Consider the following 14,714-nt stretch of genomic DNA (forward strand, 5'->3'; position numbering starts at 1 on the left):
TTACTGCGGTGCCCACCGGACGACCGGCATCATTCGCACGTGCTCAGATCGAGCGTGCCCCACGGCTGCGTTCCAGTCCACATCCACGGCGCGACAGTAGAGATTGACAGGCGACCCGATCAAACCTACGACGAGACCGCCAGGGCCCCGAAGCAACCTACAAGGCGGCACCTTCCCGCTCCGGACCAGCCGCGGACAGCCGCGACCAGCGGATTGCGGCAGATCGGGACACCTGGCCGGCCGCTGGTAGCTGTAGGCGGCAGTGGCCTGCTCAGCGGGACCGGGCGTCGTCTTGCAAGCCGGCCGCTCGGCGCCAGCGGGTGACTTCGGCCTCGTGCGAACCGGTAGCGGTCGCGGCCGCGACTGCCGCCGGATCCGCCCCGCCGATCAGTAGGGCCAGGGGCCAGACCGGCACTCCCCCCGCGCCGTCATAAGCGGCCCAGGTCCACGGGCCATCGAAGCGCCATGCACGACCAGCGGCATCGGCAACATCATCGCCGACCTCCAGGAAGGCATACGGCCTGAAGACCAGTTCGAGCGTGAACGGAACGCCGCCATCGGGCTCGATGCTCGTGCCCTGGAACTCCGCTGCCGCATCCGGAGCCTCACCGGCGCGCAGGACGAGCAGACTCAGGCTCGGGCGGGGCAACCAGCCCGTCTCCTGCGGCGGTTCGTACTCGTGAACCTCGATGAGGTGGATGATCCGCGCCGGGATACCGACCCGGCAGGTATCGCCGGGGGCGAGGAGGGGCGAGGCCGGGTCGGTAATGTACAGCTCGTCCGGATCGGCGCGGCACAGGGCCACCTCGCCGTTCCAGCGCACGCCTTCCGCGTCCGGGTCAATCTCCCACCACGGCCAGCGGACGCTGACGTACGCCTCGTCGACGCCGGTGACGACCGTCGGCGTGAACGGGCATGAGATCCGCAGCACGTCCCCAACGCGGTAGATCATGCGCGGCAGACTAGCGCGCGACGCTCCGGGCAGGACGGGGCTTGTGGAGAGACCAGGTCCAACGGCCCCTGACTGCTCGAACTGGTGCGCGCGGCCGCACGAACGGTCCCCGCCGTGCCGCAGCCGATGCGCGCGTTATTCGCGGCAGATCCGGATGGCGTCGACCGGTCGCGGTCATCGCTCGGGCACGACCTGGATCTCCACTCGATGCTGGAGGTAGTCGTCGTTTGAGGTGCGAGCGATCTGCACGGCTTGAGCAACTTGGTCGCGCATTTGGTTGGGGTACATCTGTGGGTCCAGGGTGAGGCCTGGCAGTATGCATCGGCGCAGGTCCAGGTCGTCGTCGGCCAGGAAGCGGCGTAGTGCGGTAAGGCGGTACCGCTCGCGCAGGTCGCTGACCGCCTCGTATTCGGCGGCGCTTTCCGGGGTCATGGTCGTCGTTCCCGGTAGGTACCTGACTCCTATCGAGGTCCAGTACCAGGCGCGTGCCGCGCCTGCCGCGTCGGCGGGGGCACCGGTGTCGAGATAGTCAAGCAGCGCAACCTGGACGCGACGGCGGCCGAACGCGGCGATGGCGGGTTCGACCAGTTGCCGGTTGAAGCTCGGATCCGGCTCGTACACTGCGGCTCGGATCAGCGGTTCGAACCATTCGTCGGGCATGCCGCGAACACCGGTCGGGTGCTTGGCCCGGCGTGCGACGGTCTCACCGATCATCCGCCGGGCACGATGACGCCAGAACAGACGGTCGTCGGGCTCGTCGACGTCCGGGGGTTCGGCGCCGACGAGGTCGAGGAGTGCCTGTAGCGAGGCGTGATAGGCCGCCGAGCGATCAAACGTACGCCCAGGTAACGGCTGGAACGTAGCGGGCGTCTCGTTCGTCGATGCCATGGGCGGCCATGGTAGCCGGCGCTCCTCAGTCCGGCCTCGCTCAGGTTTCCCAGCTTTTGGCCAGCTGATTGCCGTGACGCAGAGCGACGCTCGGAAGGCGGCAGATCCGTGAACGCCAGCTCGTTACGCGCGAGCTCTCAGGGCAGCTGGCCCAAGCGCTCGATTTCCAGCGGCTCGACGTCGTCGAGGTACAAACCCTCACCGGACTCTTCTTCGTCTTCTCCATCCGGATGCCACTCCCCGAAGGCCGGAACAACGTTCAGCGCTCCGGTAGGACGGGGAAGCCAGCCCATATCCTTCGGCGGATCGAAATGAGCGGCCCACGTGACGACGACCTCGGTAGGCGGGATCAAGACCTGGCAGAAATCACCCTCTTGCAGCTCAGCAGGCGGCGGGTCAAGCCGCCAGAGCTGGTCCAAGTCACGGTGCTCCGGATCGCGGGCGAACGCACGCGTCCCGTCCCACCAGAACGCCGACTCAGGATCCGGCCGGCGCCACGGCCAGCGCACGTAGACATAAAACCGGTCAGCCCCCACCACCTCGGCGCGATGCGGTTCGCAGGACACCAACAGATGATCGCCCGGACGGAACTCAACGGCATCCACGACGTGCGGCTCCTCAACATCCGGTGAATCCGCGAGATCGTATCCCGCACCTGCGGCTCGTTGGGCCCCCGAGCCAGCACACTCACATCGGCAGTTCAGGATGCCCGAGCATCGCGAAACGCCGACCACCCGTAGTGCGGGCCACGCGCGGCTGACGCGCACGGACGGCGGCAGATGCGTGCGAAGGAAATCGGGTTGAGGCGCGTTGCTCGGCGCTGGCTAGATTAGGTCGCATGCGCACCATCGCGAGCGACCGCCTCCTGCTGCGCCCCTGGCGCGATGAGGACGCCGACTTTCTTCTGGATCTCGAGTCGCGCTGGGAGGTCGTGCGATTCTTGGGCGCGCAGCCCACGATCATGAACAACCGCGAGGATGCCCTCGCCTCGATCGCACGCCGATGCGCCATCGATGATCCGATCCACGGGATCTGGGCCATCACCACAGCGGCGGACGGCCGGCTGGTGGGAAACCTCCTGCTCAAGCCGATTCCCCTGTCGGCCGGGGAACCGGCCGGCGGGCCGACCGATGTCGAGATCGGCTGGCACCTGCATCCGGACGCCTGGGGGCACGGCTACGCCACCGAAGCAGCGGCGGCAGTCCTGGACGACGCGTTCAGCCGGGGTCTGGCGAGGGTCATCGCGGTCACGGATCCGGACAACCATGCCTCCCAGGCCGTCTGCCGGCGGCTCGGCATGACGCACTTCGGCCAGACGACGAGGTACTACGACACGCCGAACGAACTCTTTGAGAAGCTGGCCAGCTGATCGGCAAAGACCGCCACGACCGCCTACGCCGCTCGCCACCGCGACATCCGCACATCGGCAGTTCAGGATGCCCGAGCGTCGCGAAGCGCCGACCACCCGCAGTGAGGGGCCATGCGCGGCTGACGCACACAGACCTCGGCAGATCCGGGCGTCGGACGTTCCCCTCGAACGGGCATGGCCGGCGCAGCGTTGTGCGGTCAGAGCAGCGCGATTTGGCCCGGCAGCGGCTCGTCGTCGAGGCGACCGTCGAGCTGCCACAGCCGAAGCAGGTGCTCCTCATGATGGCGGGTGAGCCATCGGCCTGGCTGCTGTGCAGGGTGGATGGAGCCGAATCCGTGGGGGTGCGGGTATCGCACCTGAGAACGGCATCGCAGCCTGCGCGCCGACAGCAGTAGATGGCCTTCGGCGTCGTCCGGCAGGTCTGCGGTGCTGACAGCGATCAGGATCAGTTCGTCGGTGAGGAAGACGGCTCGATCCACGTATCGCCAGCCCGGTGGCGAGTCTGGCAGGTCCTCGAGGTGTCGCTCCGCGATCACGTTGTCGGTGGTGACGTTGCGGACGGACAGGAAGCCATTGAATGCCGTGGTCAGATAGCGGTCGCCTGCTGGACTGAACCCGGCGAGGTCGTCACCGGCCAGCGGTCGCAGCACGATGTGTTCGGCGTTAAGACCGATGAGCATGGAGGGTGACGGCTCGGGATGGGGCAGCGTCAAGCCGGTCCAGGTGTCCGCGGGACGGTGCACGAACCAAGCAGCCTCGGGGCCGGGCAGCGGCGTGCGGTGGATCTCCTTGCCGGTCACGGCGTGGATGGCGACAAGTTCCTTGGTGCCGGCCAGACGGACCCAGAGGATGTCGTCGCCGTCCAGGTCGAAGTCGGCGCCGACGGTGCCACTGCCGCCGAGTCGATCCCAGCTGCTACGCCAGTGAACTGCGCCGTTGTGGTCAAGAACAACAATCTGGTGCTTATCGCCCGCTACGACGAGCTGGCTAGTGGCACCAACGTTCATCCGCGGGTCGTCGACAGGCACCGCAAATCGCGCCACGCGGCGCAGGTCGTGGTCGAACAGGTTCACGATGACGCTGGCGGACTCGGTGACTGCCCAGCCAAGGCCAGTTGCCTGCGTAACATGCCGAATGCCGGGCAGCCACACCTGATTGATCAAGCGGGGTTGCATCGCAAGCAGCATAGAGCCATTTCGACGAGGCCGTCGGGGTCGCCTGCCCGGATCGCGGCTATGAGCGGATCTGTCAGTCGTTGTTGAGGTGGGGTGACGAGGGTGCGTAGCCAGGGTTAGGGCAGCGCTGGTTCGGGATTCGTGGCGCGGGCAAGTGCTCGTCGGCCTTCCACGGACCGGCCGTAGGCGATCAACGCTACGGCTTGGGCGAGAGCCTGACCCGGTCTTGTCGTCGCGGTTGCGTCCTTTGTCTCTGCCATCCACCCGGTCGGGGCGGTGATGCTAGCCGACTGAAGCCGCTGAGCGGACGCCGTGCCCTCGCTCAGCCGGAGGCGGAACCTCCTTGTTGGTACTCCGCCCACAACTCCTCCGCCTCCCGCGCCATGACCTGCGCATTGCGCGCCTTCTTCTTGCTGTAGCTCGGCGTGGCCCCGTGCCGTCGCGCCTGCCGTGCACCGAGACGGGGCAGATTCTCGAGCCGTGCCGCCTGATCCTCGAGCGCAAACGACAAAATCTTGAGATTGGCGGCCCGGTTGCCGGCGACCGCCTCGCGAGCGACTGCGACAGCTTCCTCGCCGAGCGCCAACGCCTCGATCGTGCGGCCTGCGTCGTCCAGCCGTACCGCCTGTCGCCTCAGCATCTCTGCGTGTCGCGACAGGATTGCGGGCCGGTTCGCCGCCGCGAACTCGCGCTGCAGTTCGAGGGTCTCCTCGCCAACGGCCAGGGCCTCGTCGAGCCGGCCGGACTCGGACAGCCCGTTAGCCAGGTTCGACAGCGACAGCGCCAGCTCGCGCAGGTGCCCGGCCCGGTTGTCAGCAACGAGCTCCCGGCGCATCTGCACAGCCTCTGTCGTGAGCGCGAGGCTGGCCTTTCGATCCTCGGTGACGGCTCCAAGGTTGCTCACCGCCTCGGCCAGCCTCGACAGGTAGGCACCCCGGTCGACAGCGGCCAGTTTGCGATACAGCTGAACCGCCTCATCGGTCGCGGCCACGGCCTCCGCTTCCCGGTCCATGTCGCTGAGCCGCCCGCCGTACGTGTCCAGGCACGAGGCGAGCAGCGGATGATGCACCTCGGGCTGGGCGGCGATCAGTTCACGACTCAGTTCGACCGCCTCCGCGGCCGCCGCCAGAGCCTCCGCCGGTCGTCGTACCCCCGCCAGGCAAACCGCCTGGTTCTTCAAGGCAATCACCAAGTAGACGAGACGCCGCGGCCGGCTGTGCGTCATCGACTCACGGAAATGCGCGACCGTCTCGGCGCCGACCTCGACCGCCTCCTCCCACCGCCCTGCCTCGTACAGCCGGTTGGCGTGGAGGCTCAAGACCCTCCCCAGGGCGTTGTGCATCTCCGAGCCGACCGGGTGATCCGCGGCCAGCCCGCGCTGCAGCTGTAGGGCGCGGTCGCTGACTTGCAGCGCCTCGGCGTGGTGACCGGTCGCCGCCAACGCCATCGCGTAGGGCTCGAGCAGCCGGGACAGCAGGACGTCAGGGTATGCGTCCATCAGCGCCATCGCCTCACGGCCGGCAGCCAGCGCCTCCGGCGCGCGGCCCGAAGTCATAAGCCGGCTGGTGAGCGCGCCAAGGGCCTCGGCGAGCTGCTCCTCGTGGCGGCGGTCGATGGTGTAAAGCTCCCGGGCCAGCCGGACCGCCTCCTCGGCACGCTCCAGCGCCTCCGCCGGCCGCCCAGCGTCGGATAAGTAGTAGGACAGGTTGGTGCATGCCAATACGAGAGCGGGCAGAGCGGTGTCACGGTCCCGCGCTGCCAAGCCATGCAACATCTCCACAGCCCGGCGCCCCGTTTCCACCGCGTCGTCGAAACGGCCGGCGCGGAACAGATCCACCGCCTCATCGACGACCGCCCCTACCCGGCGCAGCGGTGCGTCCTCCCGCGCTCCCCGCCGCAGCCATCCGCGCCAACCCGCCAACGCCACACGGGCGAATATAAGCCCAACGATCAATACCCACGGGCTGGGCGTCGCGCCCCAGGTATCCGCTCATCGGCAAAGCCGCGAGCGCTTGCTACGTCCCGGAGGTCATATACGCGGCCAGGATGTAGTTGGGGTGCCGGTCGAGGTTCTTGCGGGCCCGGTCATAACGCATCGTGGTCCGCGGGTCGGCGTGACGGGCGGCGATCTGCACGTCGCGGAGGCTGACGCCGGCGTCGAGCATCGTGGTCACGAACGTGTGGCGCAGCATGTGGGGATGCATCCTCGGCATCCGGATCCCCGCCGTGTGGGCCAGGTGCTTGAGCCGGCGGGTGGCGGCGTGCCGATCCATCCGCGCGCCGTGAGTGTTGCGCAGGATCGGCCCGCTGGTGCGCTCGCCGACGGCCCGGCCGATAGCTCGGGCCACCGCCGGCGGCAGCGGGACGAGGACGACCTTGCCGCCCTTGCCGTGTACGCGCAGAACCCGGTGGCCGTGCTCCTCGCCCAGGTCCCCGATATTCGCCCCGCAGGCTTCGAAGCTCCGCAGCCCGAGCAGGCACAGAAGGGCGACCAGGGCAAAGTCGTTCGGATTCGAGGACTGTCGGGCGGTGGTGATCAAGGCCTCGAACTGCAGGTGCCCCAGTCCGAGGGTCGGTGACTCGGCCGGCACCGTGGGCCGGCGAACGTAGTCGGCCGGCGAGTGCTCCAGGATGGCGTCGATGACGCAGATATAGAACCCGACCACCACCGACAGGCGCCGCGACACCGTCGAGGGCTGGTACCGGCGTACGTCCTGCAGCCAGCGGACGTACCGCTCGATGTCCACCCGAACCGCAGTCAACGGGTCAAGGCCGTGGTCGGTGCACCAGCGGAGGAAGACGCGCAGGTCGGACTCGGTATGGACGCGAGTCTGGCCACGGTAACGGCCCAAGAAGGCGGACACCGCGGCTCGCAGAACGAGTTGATCGGCAGACATGACACCGGAAGCGGAAGCAGGATAGGCAGCCGTACATCACCGTGCGTCACCACCGGTGATGAACGCCAGCACGCCGGGAGCGGCAGATCCGGATGCGCCGGAAGATCTGACCTGAGCCTCACCGAAGCTGATGTTGAGGCGGGGCAGTGCGCAGTCGGCGACGACGATCCGGATTGGGCGGCCGGCATGTGGCGCCGAGCGGCGGTGACCGCGGCGGCGTTGTGCACGGACGATGGCGCAAGGAGCGTTCAGGTGTCGGCCGTGCTCCCGTGGTGGATCCTCCGTGCCTCAGCCCGTTCCGTCGCCACGTGCCGATGGCTCCGGGATTCCGCTGTTCGGGCACGTGGCAAAGCAGCGTGACCGGCTCGCGCGGAACTGAGTCCAGGCCTGCGGCGGATGCGAGCCGACGTTTACCATCCTCGATTATGATCTCGACCGTGTGGCGGCTGCTCACCCGCCAGATCGACACCAACCTGGCGCAGGACGACGCCGTACTGCGCGAGGCGTGCATGGAGGCGCGGTACGGCTCCGACATCGGGCCGGCCCGGAAGGCTGTGGCTGCCACCCGGGGTGACTACGACCGCCGGGCGCGGTACGTTCGCGTGCTGGCCGAATCGACCGCTCGTGGGTTGGGATCCCGGGTCGACCGTACGACCGGCCGGGTCGACACCGAGGCCGCCTGGACCGACCGCTGGGCGGCGGGCTCACCCAGTAATCCGGATGCTCAGCTCGTACGTGCTCGGTCCCTGATGGCACGAGCCTGGGAGGTGCGCGGCGGAGACTGGGCCGCCACCGTCCGTCCAGAGCAGTGGGCTGAGTTCAACCGCCTGCTGCACCTGGCCAGACAGGTGAACGACCTGGCCATGCGGCTAGCACCTGAGGATCCCACACCGTGGGTGAACCGGCTGGACCTCATGATCGACCAGAGCGCGCCACGGGAGGACGTCGAGGAGACGTGGAGTGAGCTGACCCGACGGGACCCCTGGCATCGGGAGGGGCACATACAGAAGCTGACCTACCACTGCAGAAAGTGGAGTGGCTCGCACGAGGAGATGTTCGGCTTCGCCCGGTCGGTCGCCGCCGCAGCGCCTGCGGGCTCGCCGCTGCACGTGCTGCCGGTGCGCGCAGCCGCCGAGTGGGCGCTGTGGGAGCAGGAACGCGAGGCCCCGCGCAGCACTGCCGACGAGATCGGCCAGCGGTGGCGGCAGGACCCGGCCATGCAGTCCGATCTCGACGACGCGCTGTGGCGATGGTTCCACCAGCCGGCCACCCGCCACGCCGACTGGCTCAACGATGTGAACTACTTGGCGTACGGGCTGGCGCGCACTGGCCGCGACGCCGACGCCGCGCCGGTCTTCGCGTCGATCGGCCGGTACGTGACCAGCGTTCCGTGGTCCTGGTGGGGCGACGTGCGCGGCGATGCAGCCTTCATCCGAGCCCGCCGCCGCGCCCGCCACGCTGCCTGACCACCAGCCGGGTCTCAGAATCGCCGCGCATTAGCGGCGGCAGATCAGTACACCTGACTTCGTCGATGCCCAGCCACCGGTCAGGCAATGCGCCCGGCGGCCATCCGAACGCATTGACATCGACAGGGTTGCATGCCGTCCCTCTCCAGCCGGTGCCGTCGGCGGCGATCAGTTTCCTGATCAGAAGGGGGGTGCGTCCTCGCCCATCAACGCCAGCACGACGCCTCCCTTCCCGCGCTTGAGGCTCTGGACCACGACCTTGCCGGTGCTGCCGTCGGGCAGCTCCAACGTAAAGGTCTTCCCGACCGCGTTCTTGGGGCCATTGCCGGCGCTGTTGGCGGGTCGGAAGTCGCCTGCCCACGGCGGAATCCCACCCTTGCGGGCGGGCTCGACGAAGAGCGCGGCGGTGCCGGGGGTCCTGGTGCCGTCCGAGGAGAGAAGCACTGAGGCGCTGCGATAGGTAGCCATATACAGCAAGGCTATCCCGGACTGCGCTCGTTTGCGCCACGACAACTGCGCCGTGACACAAACGGCCACGGGGAGGGACCTTGATCTGCTCCCATCCCTTGGGTTGACCGTGCTGGCCGCGGCCCGAGCTAGACCCCCGTCGCCGAACCTGCAGCATCGGCGGCCAACAGCCCGCCGGCTCGGCCGACCTCTCGCCACCGCGTCCGCACTTGCACGCACCAGGCCCAGACGCCTCCGAGGTTGTCGGCGCGCACGATCGGCGGCATGAGCGCGCACCGGACTACGGGGGTTCAATGGACCGGCAGTGTCAGCGCTGCCTAACGGGTAGGTCCTTGGTGAGGCAGGTGGTTCCGTCAAAGCTGGCGGGTGGCATCGACTGGTAGCCCTCGCTGTGGTAGAGGTCGATGTTCCGCAGGCTCTTGGCGCCGGTGAACAGCAGGATGCGGCGGCAATCCGGTTGGGCGGCGGCTTCGGCGGTGCGTAGCAGCCACCGGCCCAGCCCCTGGCCTCGCAGGTCGGGCACGACGGCGAGGCGACCCACATGCCAGTCGGTGTCGACGCTACGGGCCCGCACCATGCCCAGCAGTCGGCCGTCCCGCCAGATGCCCGTGGTGTGCCAGGTCGCCAGCCAGTCACGTACCTCCTCCAGCGACTCGTGCAGGGCCGGTATGGCCATGGTGTCGTTGGCGACGGCCTCGTCCACCCAGCAACACCGCTGCAGCACTGTGACCTCGGGCGCGTCGTCGGGGGTCAGCCGTCTCGCGTAGGACCCTGGCAACGGTCCGGACAGGGCACCGGCTCGTGCGCGTTCGCGCATCGGCCGTAGGGCGTGGGCGACCCGGACCAGTTCGTCCAGCAGGCCGACACCCGCCGTGTCGCGGGCCGCGTCGGGCCGCAGCCGACCATTGTCCGTTGCGTCATCGATGCGGATCGCGACCGTGGCGCCCAACGGAACCAGGCGCAGCGTGGTCACCACCTGCTTGGCGTGCTGAACCGACCGGGTGCCCGCCGACGTGTGGCCGTAGCTGACGAAACCGATCGGCTTCCATGCCCATTCGCGGCTGAGGTAGTCCAGCGCGTTCTTCAGGGTCGCTGGCATCCCGTAGTTGTACTCCGGCGTGACCGCGATGAACCCGTCTGCCGCGTCGGCAATCGCGCTCCACCGACGCGTGTGCTCATGTCGGTAGACACCCGACGACGGGTGTTCCTCTTCGTCCAGGAACGGCAGGTTCAGATCGCCGAGGGCCACCGGCACAAGCTCGACGCCGAGTTCCGCGGCACGAGGGGTGATCGCCTCGATCAGCCACTCTCCCACGGCGGGGCCGAGGGCGCCGGGGCGGGTGCTGCACATGAGCGCCAGGACACGGATCGTTTTCGTTGACATGGAAACGAAGCTTAGATGCTAGATTGATTACATGTCAACAAGACCGCCGGCCAGCAACGTGCGTTGGTTGAACCCCGACGAGGAGAGGGCATGGCGGGCATTCCTACGTGTGATGGTCGCCGTTCAGACCGGCACCGCGCACGACCTGGCCGCGATCGGCCTCTCCGAACCCGACTACGAAGTACTCAGCACGCTGTCGGAGCAGCCCGACCACACCAGCACCCTGGGAAAACAGGCCGACAAGATGGGCTGGTCACGCAGTCGACTGTCCCGGCACGCCACCCGGATGGAAGCGCGCGGTCTCCTGCAGCGCGCACCCGATCCCACCGACGGCAGAGGCTGCCTCCTCGTACTCACCGCACACGGGCTCGACACACTCGACAATGCCGCACCGATCCACCTCGAGTCAGTACGACACCACTTCATCGACCGGCTCACCCCGGAAGACCTCACCGCCATCGAACAGATCGACCAGAGACTGAAAGAACCCCTAACCGGCGACGATTGACCACCCAAACGGCACCCATCGGCATGATCATCGATGGGCAAACACACTCATCTCGGCAGTTCCGCAAACCGGCCGGCGCCGGACGCCTCACGCGGCATGACGTTTCTCAAAGCTTGCGCGCAGGTCGGCGGCCAGATGCGTGCGGCCGGGCGGTGGCTGGAGGGTCAGCGTGTCGGCGGACGACCGGTGGTGAAATCCTCGAGGACGTTACCGGGTGCCGGGTATCGGGGCACCCTCCGTGCACGCCCGTGCCGGTGCGACGCCGTCATTCGGGCTGCGTGTCCTCGGGATTTTCCAGGGTCAGGACCGTCATATCCAGCAGACGCTGGTAGTAGGACGCCTCGTAGCCGTCCAGGGCTGGAATCGCGCGGTTGAGCTTCTGCTCGCAATCCGCGAGAACGCCCCACCGCCGGTCGTCGATGCGGCCCCCGTTCTTCAGCCACGTGCTGACACAACCCGAGACGTTGGAATCGAGGCTTACCATCTCGACACCATTTACATCGGTGACTACCAGCCGGCGCGGAAAGGCGGCCTGCCTGTGTTCCTCGTAGAGCTCGGCCACGGTACGGAAGAGTTCGTCCAGCAAGGAGTGACCCTCCGATCATCGGCCCTGCGAGTGTTCACCCTAGTGCACGCTCGTCGGCAGAGCCGTGAGCGGCTGATCATATTCCAGACTCGCAGGTCGGACTCAGTATGGACGCGAGTTTGCCCACGGTAGCGGCCCAGAAAGGCGGACACCGCGGCACGCAGTACGAGTTGATTGGTCGGTACGACGCTGGAAGCGGGAGCAGGAGAGGTAGTCATACATCACCGTGCGTCACCAGCAGCGATGAACGCCAGTCCGCCCAGAGCGGCAGATCCGCGCACGTGATCTCGGGCTCATTGCGTCCCAGGGCGTGGCGGGCCGCTCACGTACAAGTGATCTACTCGATGGGTGAGCAACCTGCGAGATCTCATCGTCCGCTGGCAGCGCGGCTGGGGCGTGGCTCGCGCGCTGCCCGTCGCCGAAGACGTAGGCGGCGCGTTGCGGGTCCGGTGCATGCAGCCCGGCCGCGACATCGAGTATGTCGCGCTCGATGCCGGCGAGGACCTCGCGTCGCTGTCCACGCTGGCTGAGCTGGTCGCTGGCGAGGACGCCGTCACATGGCTGACCGTGCCCACCGCCGACCCGGTGAGGGCGGCCTCGGCTCTGGTGGCCGCCGGCCTGATTGTGCTTAAGCACTCGGAACTGCTGATGACAGCCGATCTTCGCGGGCATCCGCAGAACATGCCCGCGGCACCGTACCGGCTACTGACCCAGGTCGACTCGCATGGAGGCGACAGCGTGGTCACGGCCACGGTACGGCGCGAGTCGGGAGAGGTCGGAGCGCGCGGGACGATGGGACTGGCCGGCACGGATGCGGTCGCAGACCGGATCGAAACCATGCCAGCTCATCGCCGCAAGGGCCTAGCCAGCGCGGTCATGAGTGCACTTGCCCGTTCCGCGATCGAAGAAGGCGTCGAACACGGCATTCTCGTCGCCAGCGAGGACGGTCAGCGTCTGTACAGGACGCTCGGCTGGCAGCCGGTTGCCGATGTACTGATCGCAACGACGCCTGGCAACGCGTACCCGTCCTGAACGGCGCAGATATTCGCGGCCGACCCACGCTCCTCGTCGTCGCCCAGGCGAGCGCGCAATCCAACGTCCGACGACAACGGCGCACTGATCTCGGCAAAGCCGTGAGCGGCTGATCATGTTCCGGAGGCCATGTACGCGGCGAGGATGTAGTTGGGGTGCCGGTCGAGGTTTTTGCGGGCTCGGTCGTAGCGCATGGTGGTTCTCGGGTCGGCGTGGCGGGCGGCGATCTGCACGTCGCGGAGGCTGACGCCGGCGTCGAGCATGGTTGTCACGAACGTGTGGCGCAGTATATGCGGGTGCATCCTCGGCATCCGGATCCCCGCCGCCTGGGCGAGGTGCTTGAGCCGGCGGGTGGCGGCGTGCCGGTCCATCCGCCGACCGTGGGTGTTGCGCAGGATCGGCCCGCTGGTGCGGTCGTCGACGGCTCGGTCGATGGCCCTGGCGACTGCGGGTGGCAGCGGGACGAGGACGACCCTGCCGCCTTTGCCGCGTACCCGTAGGACCCGGTGGCCGTGTTCCTCACCGAGGTCAGCGATGTTCGACCCGCAGGCTTCGAGATCCGCAGCCCGAGCAGGCCCAACAGCGACCAGGGCGAAGTCGTTCGGGTTCGAGGACCTGCGGGCGGTGGTGATCAGGGCTTCGAACTGCAGGTGCCCCAGGCCGAGGGTCGGTGACTCGGCCGGCACCGTGGGTCGGCGGACGTAGTCGGCCGGCGAGTGCTCCAGGATCGCGTCGATGACGCAGACCCGATAGAAGCCCACCACGACCGACAGCCGGCGGGACACCGTCGAGGGCTGGTACCGGCGGACGTCTTGCAGCCAGCGCACGTACCGCTCGATATCGACCCGCACCGCAGCCAGCGGGTCCAGATTGTGATCGGCGCACCAGCGCAGGAAGACACGCAGGTCGGACTCGGTGTGGACACGAGTCTGGCCGCGGTAACGGCCCAGGAAGGCCGACACCGCGGCGCGCACAACGAGTTGATCGGCCAGCACGACACGGGAAGAGGAAGCAGGAGAGGTAGCCATACATCACCGTGCGTCACCACCGCCGATGAACACCAGCCCACCCGGAGCGGCAGATCCGGATACCCGGTTGTGTTGATCGGCTCAACGTTAGCGTCTTCGATGCGTGGGTGGGGGCTCGGTCGTTGGAGCAGGTGAAGTCGCTGTCCTCAGACAACATCGGTGCTCGCCGCAGATTAGGCGACGTTGTCGGTACGCCAATCGCCAGGCCGTACGGGCATCCGCGCCGATCAGGAAGCCTGTACGGCCGGTGAAGGCGTCGCGGAACGCGCCGGGTAGTACTCGTGCAGCAGCGATTCGCAGCGCGGCGGGCTGCATCAATCCAGGGAGCTACGGTGATCGCAGGGGCGCGAGCTGCACGGTCCAAGTCCGGGCTGTCCCGACGACCGCAATTGCCCGGCAGAGGAGGTCGCAGCCCAGCTGCGGACTTCCTTCTGCGAAGCCGCGGTTGATGAAGCTGATCGCTCGCGGGTGGTCACCCGCTTCAAGAGCAGTCTCCAGCCCCGTGGCCAAGACTGCGGCGAGCGCGGCGTGAAAACTGTCTGCCCCTCTTTCGCGGAGGGTCTTGGCGGGCTCGCGCGATGGTGATGGAGAGACCGTGGGCGGGGCTAACACGAAAGTCATGTCCTTCTCCTGTGGTCGGTGTTGCTCGATCAGGCCAGCCAGATTGGCGCCCACCTGCCGCAGCCGCGCCGCAAGGGCCTCGTCGTACCGCGCTGGGCGGGATCGGCTGATTGTTGCCGGCAAGGTAGTGGCTGATGACCTGGCATGATCGCTGACGGGACGCCAACGCGTCGTTGTGCCTGGGGCAGACGTTTCCGAAGGGCCGCCTGAAGGGGATGACCCGCAACCGGACGCCAGCCATGCCTCCGATCATGATGGTTTGCCTCACCGCGTCGGGCAGCACGCCCGGTAGGCGCTGGCCCGCCAACGATGTTGACGAACTGATCCACCACCCACTCTA

At 67.7% G+C, this 14,714-nt stretch carries 14 protein-coding genes; 4 read left to right on the plus strand and 10 right to left on the minus strand.

Annotation, left to right across the window (positions count from 1 at the left end; translation table 11 throughout):
* Nucleotides 1-271: 271 nt before the first annotated feature.
* From FXF52_RS31885 to FXF52_RS31895, 3 genes are all read right to left on the minus strand, one after another.
* Nucleotides 272-952 carry a hypothetical protein gene (locus FXF52_RS31885; RefSeq protein WP_148802469.1) on the minus strand — a complete coding sequence of 227 codons (681 nt, stop codon included), beginning with the start codon at nucleotides 950-952 and terminating at the stop codon, nucleotides 272-274.
* A 174-nt stretch (nucleotides 953-1,126) separates the two neighbouring features.
* A complete protein-coding gene (locus FXF52_RS31890) occupies nucleotides 1,127-1,840 on the minus strand; it encodes a hypothetical protein (RefSeq protein WP_222870784.1) in 714 nt (237 codons plus the stop codon).
* Nucleotides 1,841-1,977: 137 nt separating this feature from the next.
* Nucleotides 1,978-2,445, minus strand: a complete 468-nt coding sequence (locus FXF52_RS31895) for a hypothetical protein (protein ID WP_148802471.1) — start codon at nucleotides 2,443-2,445, stop codon at nucleotides 1,978-1,980.
* Between the two features lie 233 nt (nucleotides 2,446-2,678).
* Between FXF52_RS31895 and FXF52_RS31900 the strand changes: the two genes are divergently transcribed.
* Complete coding sequence (locus tag FXF52_RS31900) at nucleotides 2,679-3,209, plus strand: GNAT family N-acetyltransferase (RefSeq protein WP_148802473.1); 531 nt, start codon at nucleotides 2,679-2,681, stop codon at nucleotides 3,207-3,209.
* Between the two features lie 197 nt (nucleotides 3,210-3,406).
* On the opposite strand, the gene FXF52_RS31905 is transcribed toward FXF52_RS31900, so the two are convergent.
* The 3 genes from FXF52_RS31905 to FXF52_RS31915 form a co-directional block, all read right to left on the minus strand.
* Complete coding sequence (locus tag FXF52_RS31905) at nucleotides 3,407-4,384, minus strand: hypothetical protein (protein WP_148802476.1); 978 nt, start codon at nucleotides 4,382-4,384, stop codon at nucleotides 3,407-3,409.
* 322 nt (nucleotides 4,385-4,706) lie between these two features.
* Complete coding sequence (locus FXF52_RS31910) at nucleotides 4,707-6,221, minus strand: tetratricopeptide repeat protein (RefSeq protein ID WP_255472547.1); 1,515 nt, start codon at nucleotides 6,219-6,221, stop codon at nucleotides 4,707-4,709.
* A 178-nt stretch (nucleotides 6,222-6,399) separates the two neighbouring features.
* Nucleotides 6,400-7,248, minus strand: coding sequence for a tyrosine-type recombinase/integrase (locus FXF52_RS31915; protein ID WP_222870785.1), 849 nt, complete (start codon nucleotides 7,246-7,248; stop codon nucleotides 6,400-6,402).
* 458 nt (nucleotides 7,249-7,706) lie between these two features.
* Between FXF52_RS31915 and FXF52_RS31920 the strand changes: the two genes are divergently transcribed.
* Nucleotides 7,707-8,747 carry a DUF4034 domain-containing protein gene (locus FXF52_RS31920; protein ID WP_148802479.1) on the plus strand — a complete coding sequence of 347 codons (1,041 nt, stop codon included), beginning with the start codon at nucleotides 7,707-7,709 and terminating at the stop codon, nucleotides 8,745-8,747.
* A 180-nt stretch (nucleotides 8,748-8,927) separates the two neighbouring features.
* Here FXF52_RS31920 and FXF52_RS31925 read toward each other — a convergent pair whose 3' ends face one another.
* Nucleotides 8,928-9,215: a hypothetical protein gene (locus tag FXF52_RS31925; protein ID WP_255472549.1), complete on the minus strand. Its 288-nt coding sequence runs from the start codon at nucleotides 9,213-9,215 to the stop codon at nucleotides 8,928-8,930.
* 307 nt (nucleotides 9,216-9,522) lie between these two features.
* On the minus strand, nucleotides 9,523-10,599 hold the full coding sequence (locus FXF52_RS31930) for a bifunctional NAD(P)H-dependent oxidoreductase/GNAT family N-acetyltransferase (protein WP_148802481.1): 1,077 nt from the start codon (nucleotides 10,597-10,599) through the stop codon (nucleotides 9,523-9,525).
* Between the two features lie 31 nt (nucleotides 10,600-10,630).
* On the opposite strand from FXF52_RS31930, the gene FXF52_RS31935 reads away from it, so the two are divergent.
* Complete coding sequence (locus FXF52_RS31935; RefSeq protein ID WP_148802483.1) at nucleotides 10,631-11,107, plus strand: MarR family winged helix-turn-helix transcriptional regulator; 477 nt, start codon at nucleotides 10,631-10,633, stop codon at nucleotides 11,105-11,107.
* A gap of 265 nt (nucleotides 11,108-11,372) precedes the next feature.
* On the opposite strand, the gene FXF52_RS31940 is transcribed toward FXF52_RS31935, so the two are convergent.
* The gene (locus FXF52_RS31940; protein ID WP_148802485.1) at nucleotides 11,373-11,693 is read right to left on the minus strand and encodes a hypothetical protein; all 321 of its coding nucleotides are present in this window, start codon (nucleotides 11,691-11,693) and stop codon (nucleotides 11,373-11,375) included.
* 348 nt (nucleotides 11,694-12,041) lie between these two features.
* On the opposite strand from FXF52_RS31940, the gene FXF52_RS31945 reads away from it, so the two are divergent.
* Complete coding sequence (locus FXF52_RS31945) at nucleotides 12,042-12,725, plus strand: GNAT family N-acetyltransferase (protein WP_148802487.1); 684 nt, start codon at nucleotides 12,042-12,044, stop codon at nucleotides 12,723-12,725.
* Nucleotides 12,726-12,838: 113 nt separating this feature from the next.
* Here FXF52_RS31945 and FXF52_RS31950 read toward each other — a convergent pair whose 3' ends face one another.
* On the minus strand, nucleotides 12,839-13,699 hold the full coding sequence (locus tag FXF52_RS31950) for a tyrosine-type recombinase/integrase (protein WP_222870786.1): 861 nt from the start codon (nucleotides 13,697-13,699) through the stop codon (nucleotides 12,839-12,841).
* Nucleotides 13,700-14,714 lie beyond the last annotated feature (1,015 nt).

The sequence above is a fragment of the Micromonospora sp. MP36 genome, from assembly GCF_008119785.1.
Lineage (GTDB): Bacteria > Actinomycetota > Actinomycetes > Mycobacteriales > Micromonosporaceae > Micromonospora.

Bases quoted from the DNA above. Each gene is read 5' to 3' on its own strand.
- FXF52_RS31885 (WP_148802469.1), bottom strand. From the start codon at position 952: ATGATCTACCGCGTTGGGGACGTGCTGCGGATCTCATGCCCGTTCACG.
- FXF52_RS31890 (WP_222870784.1), bottom strand. From the start codon at position 1,840: ATGGCATCGACGAACGAGACGCCCGCTACGTTCCAGCCGTTACCTGGG.
- FXF52_RS31900 (WP_148802473.1), top strand. From the start codon at position 2,679: ATGCGCACCATCGCGAGCGACCGCCTCCTGCTGCGCCCCTGGCGCGAT.
- FXF52_RS31905 (WP_148802476.1), bottom strand. From the start codon at position 4,384: ATGCAACCCCGCTTGATCAATCAGGTGTGGCTGCCCGGCATTCGGCAT.
- FXF52_RS31920 (WP_148802479.1), top strand. From the start codon at position 7,707: ATGATCTCGACCGTGTGGCGGCTGCTCACCCGCCAGATCGACACCAAC.
- FXF52_RS31925 (WP_255472549.1), bottom strand. From the start codon at position 9,215: ATGGCTACCTATCGCAGCGCCTCAGTGCTTCTCTCCTCGGACGGCACC.
- FXF52_RS31930 (WP_148802481.1), bottom strand. From the start codon at position 10,599: ATGTCAACGAAAACGATCCGTGTCCTGGCGCTCATGTGCAGCACCCGC.
- FXF52_RS31935 (WP_148802483.1), top strand. From the start codon at position 10,631: ATGTCAACAAGACCGCCGGCCAGCAACGTGCGTTGGTTGAACCCCGAC.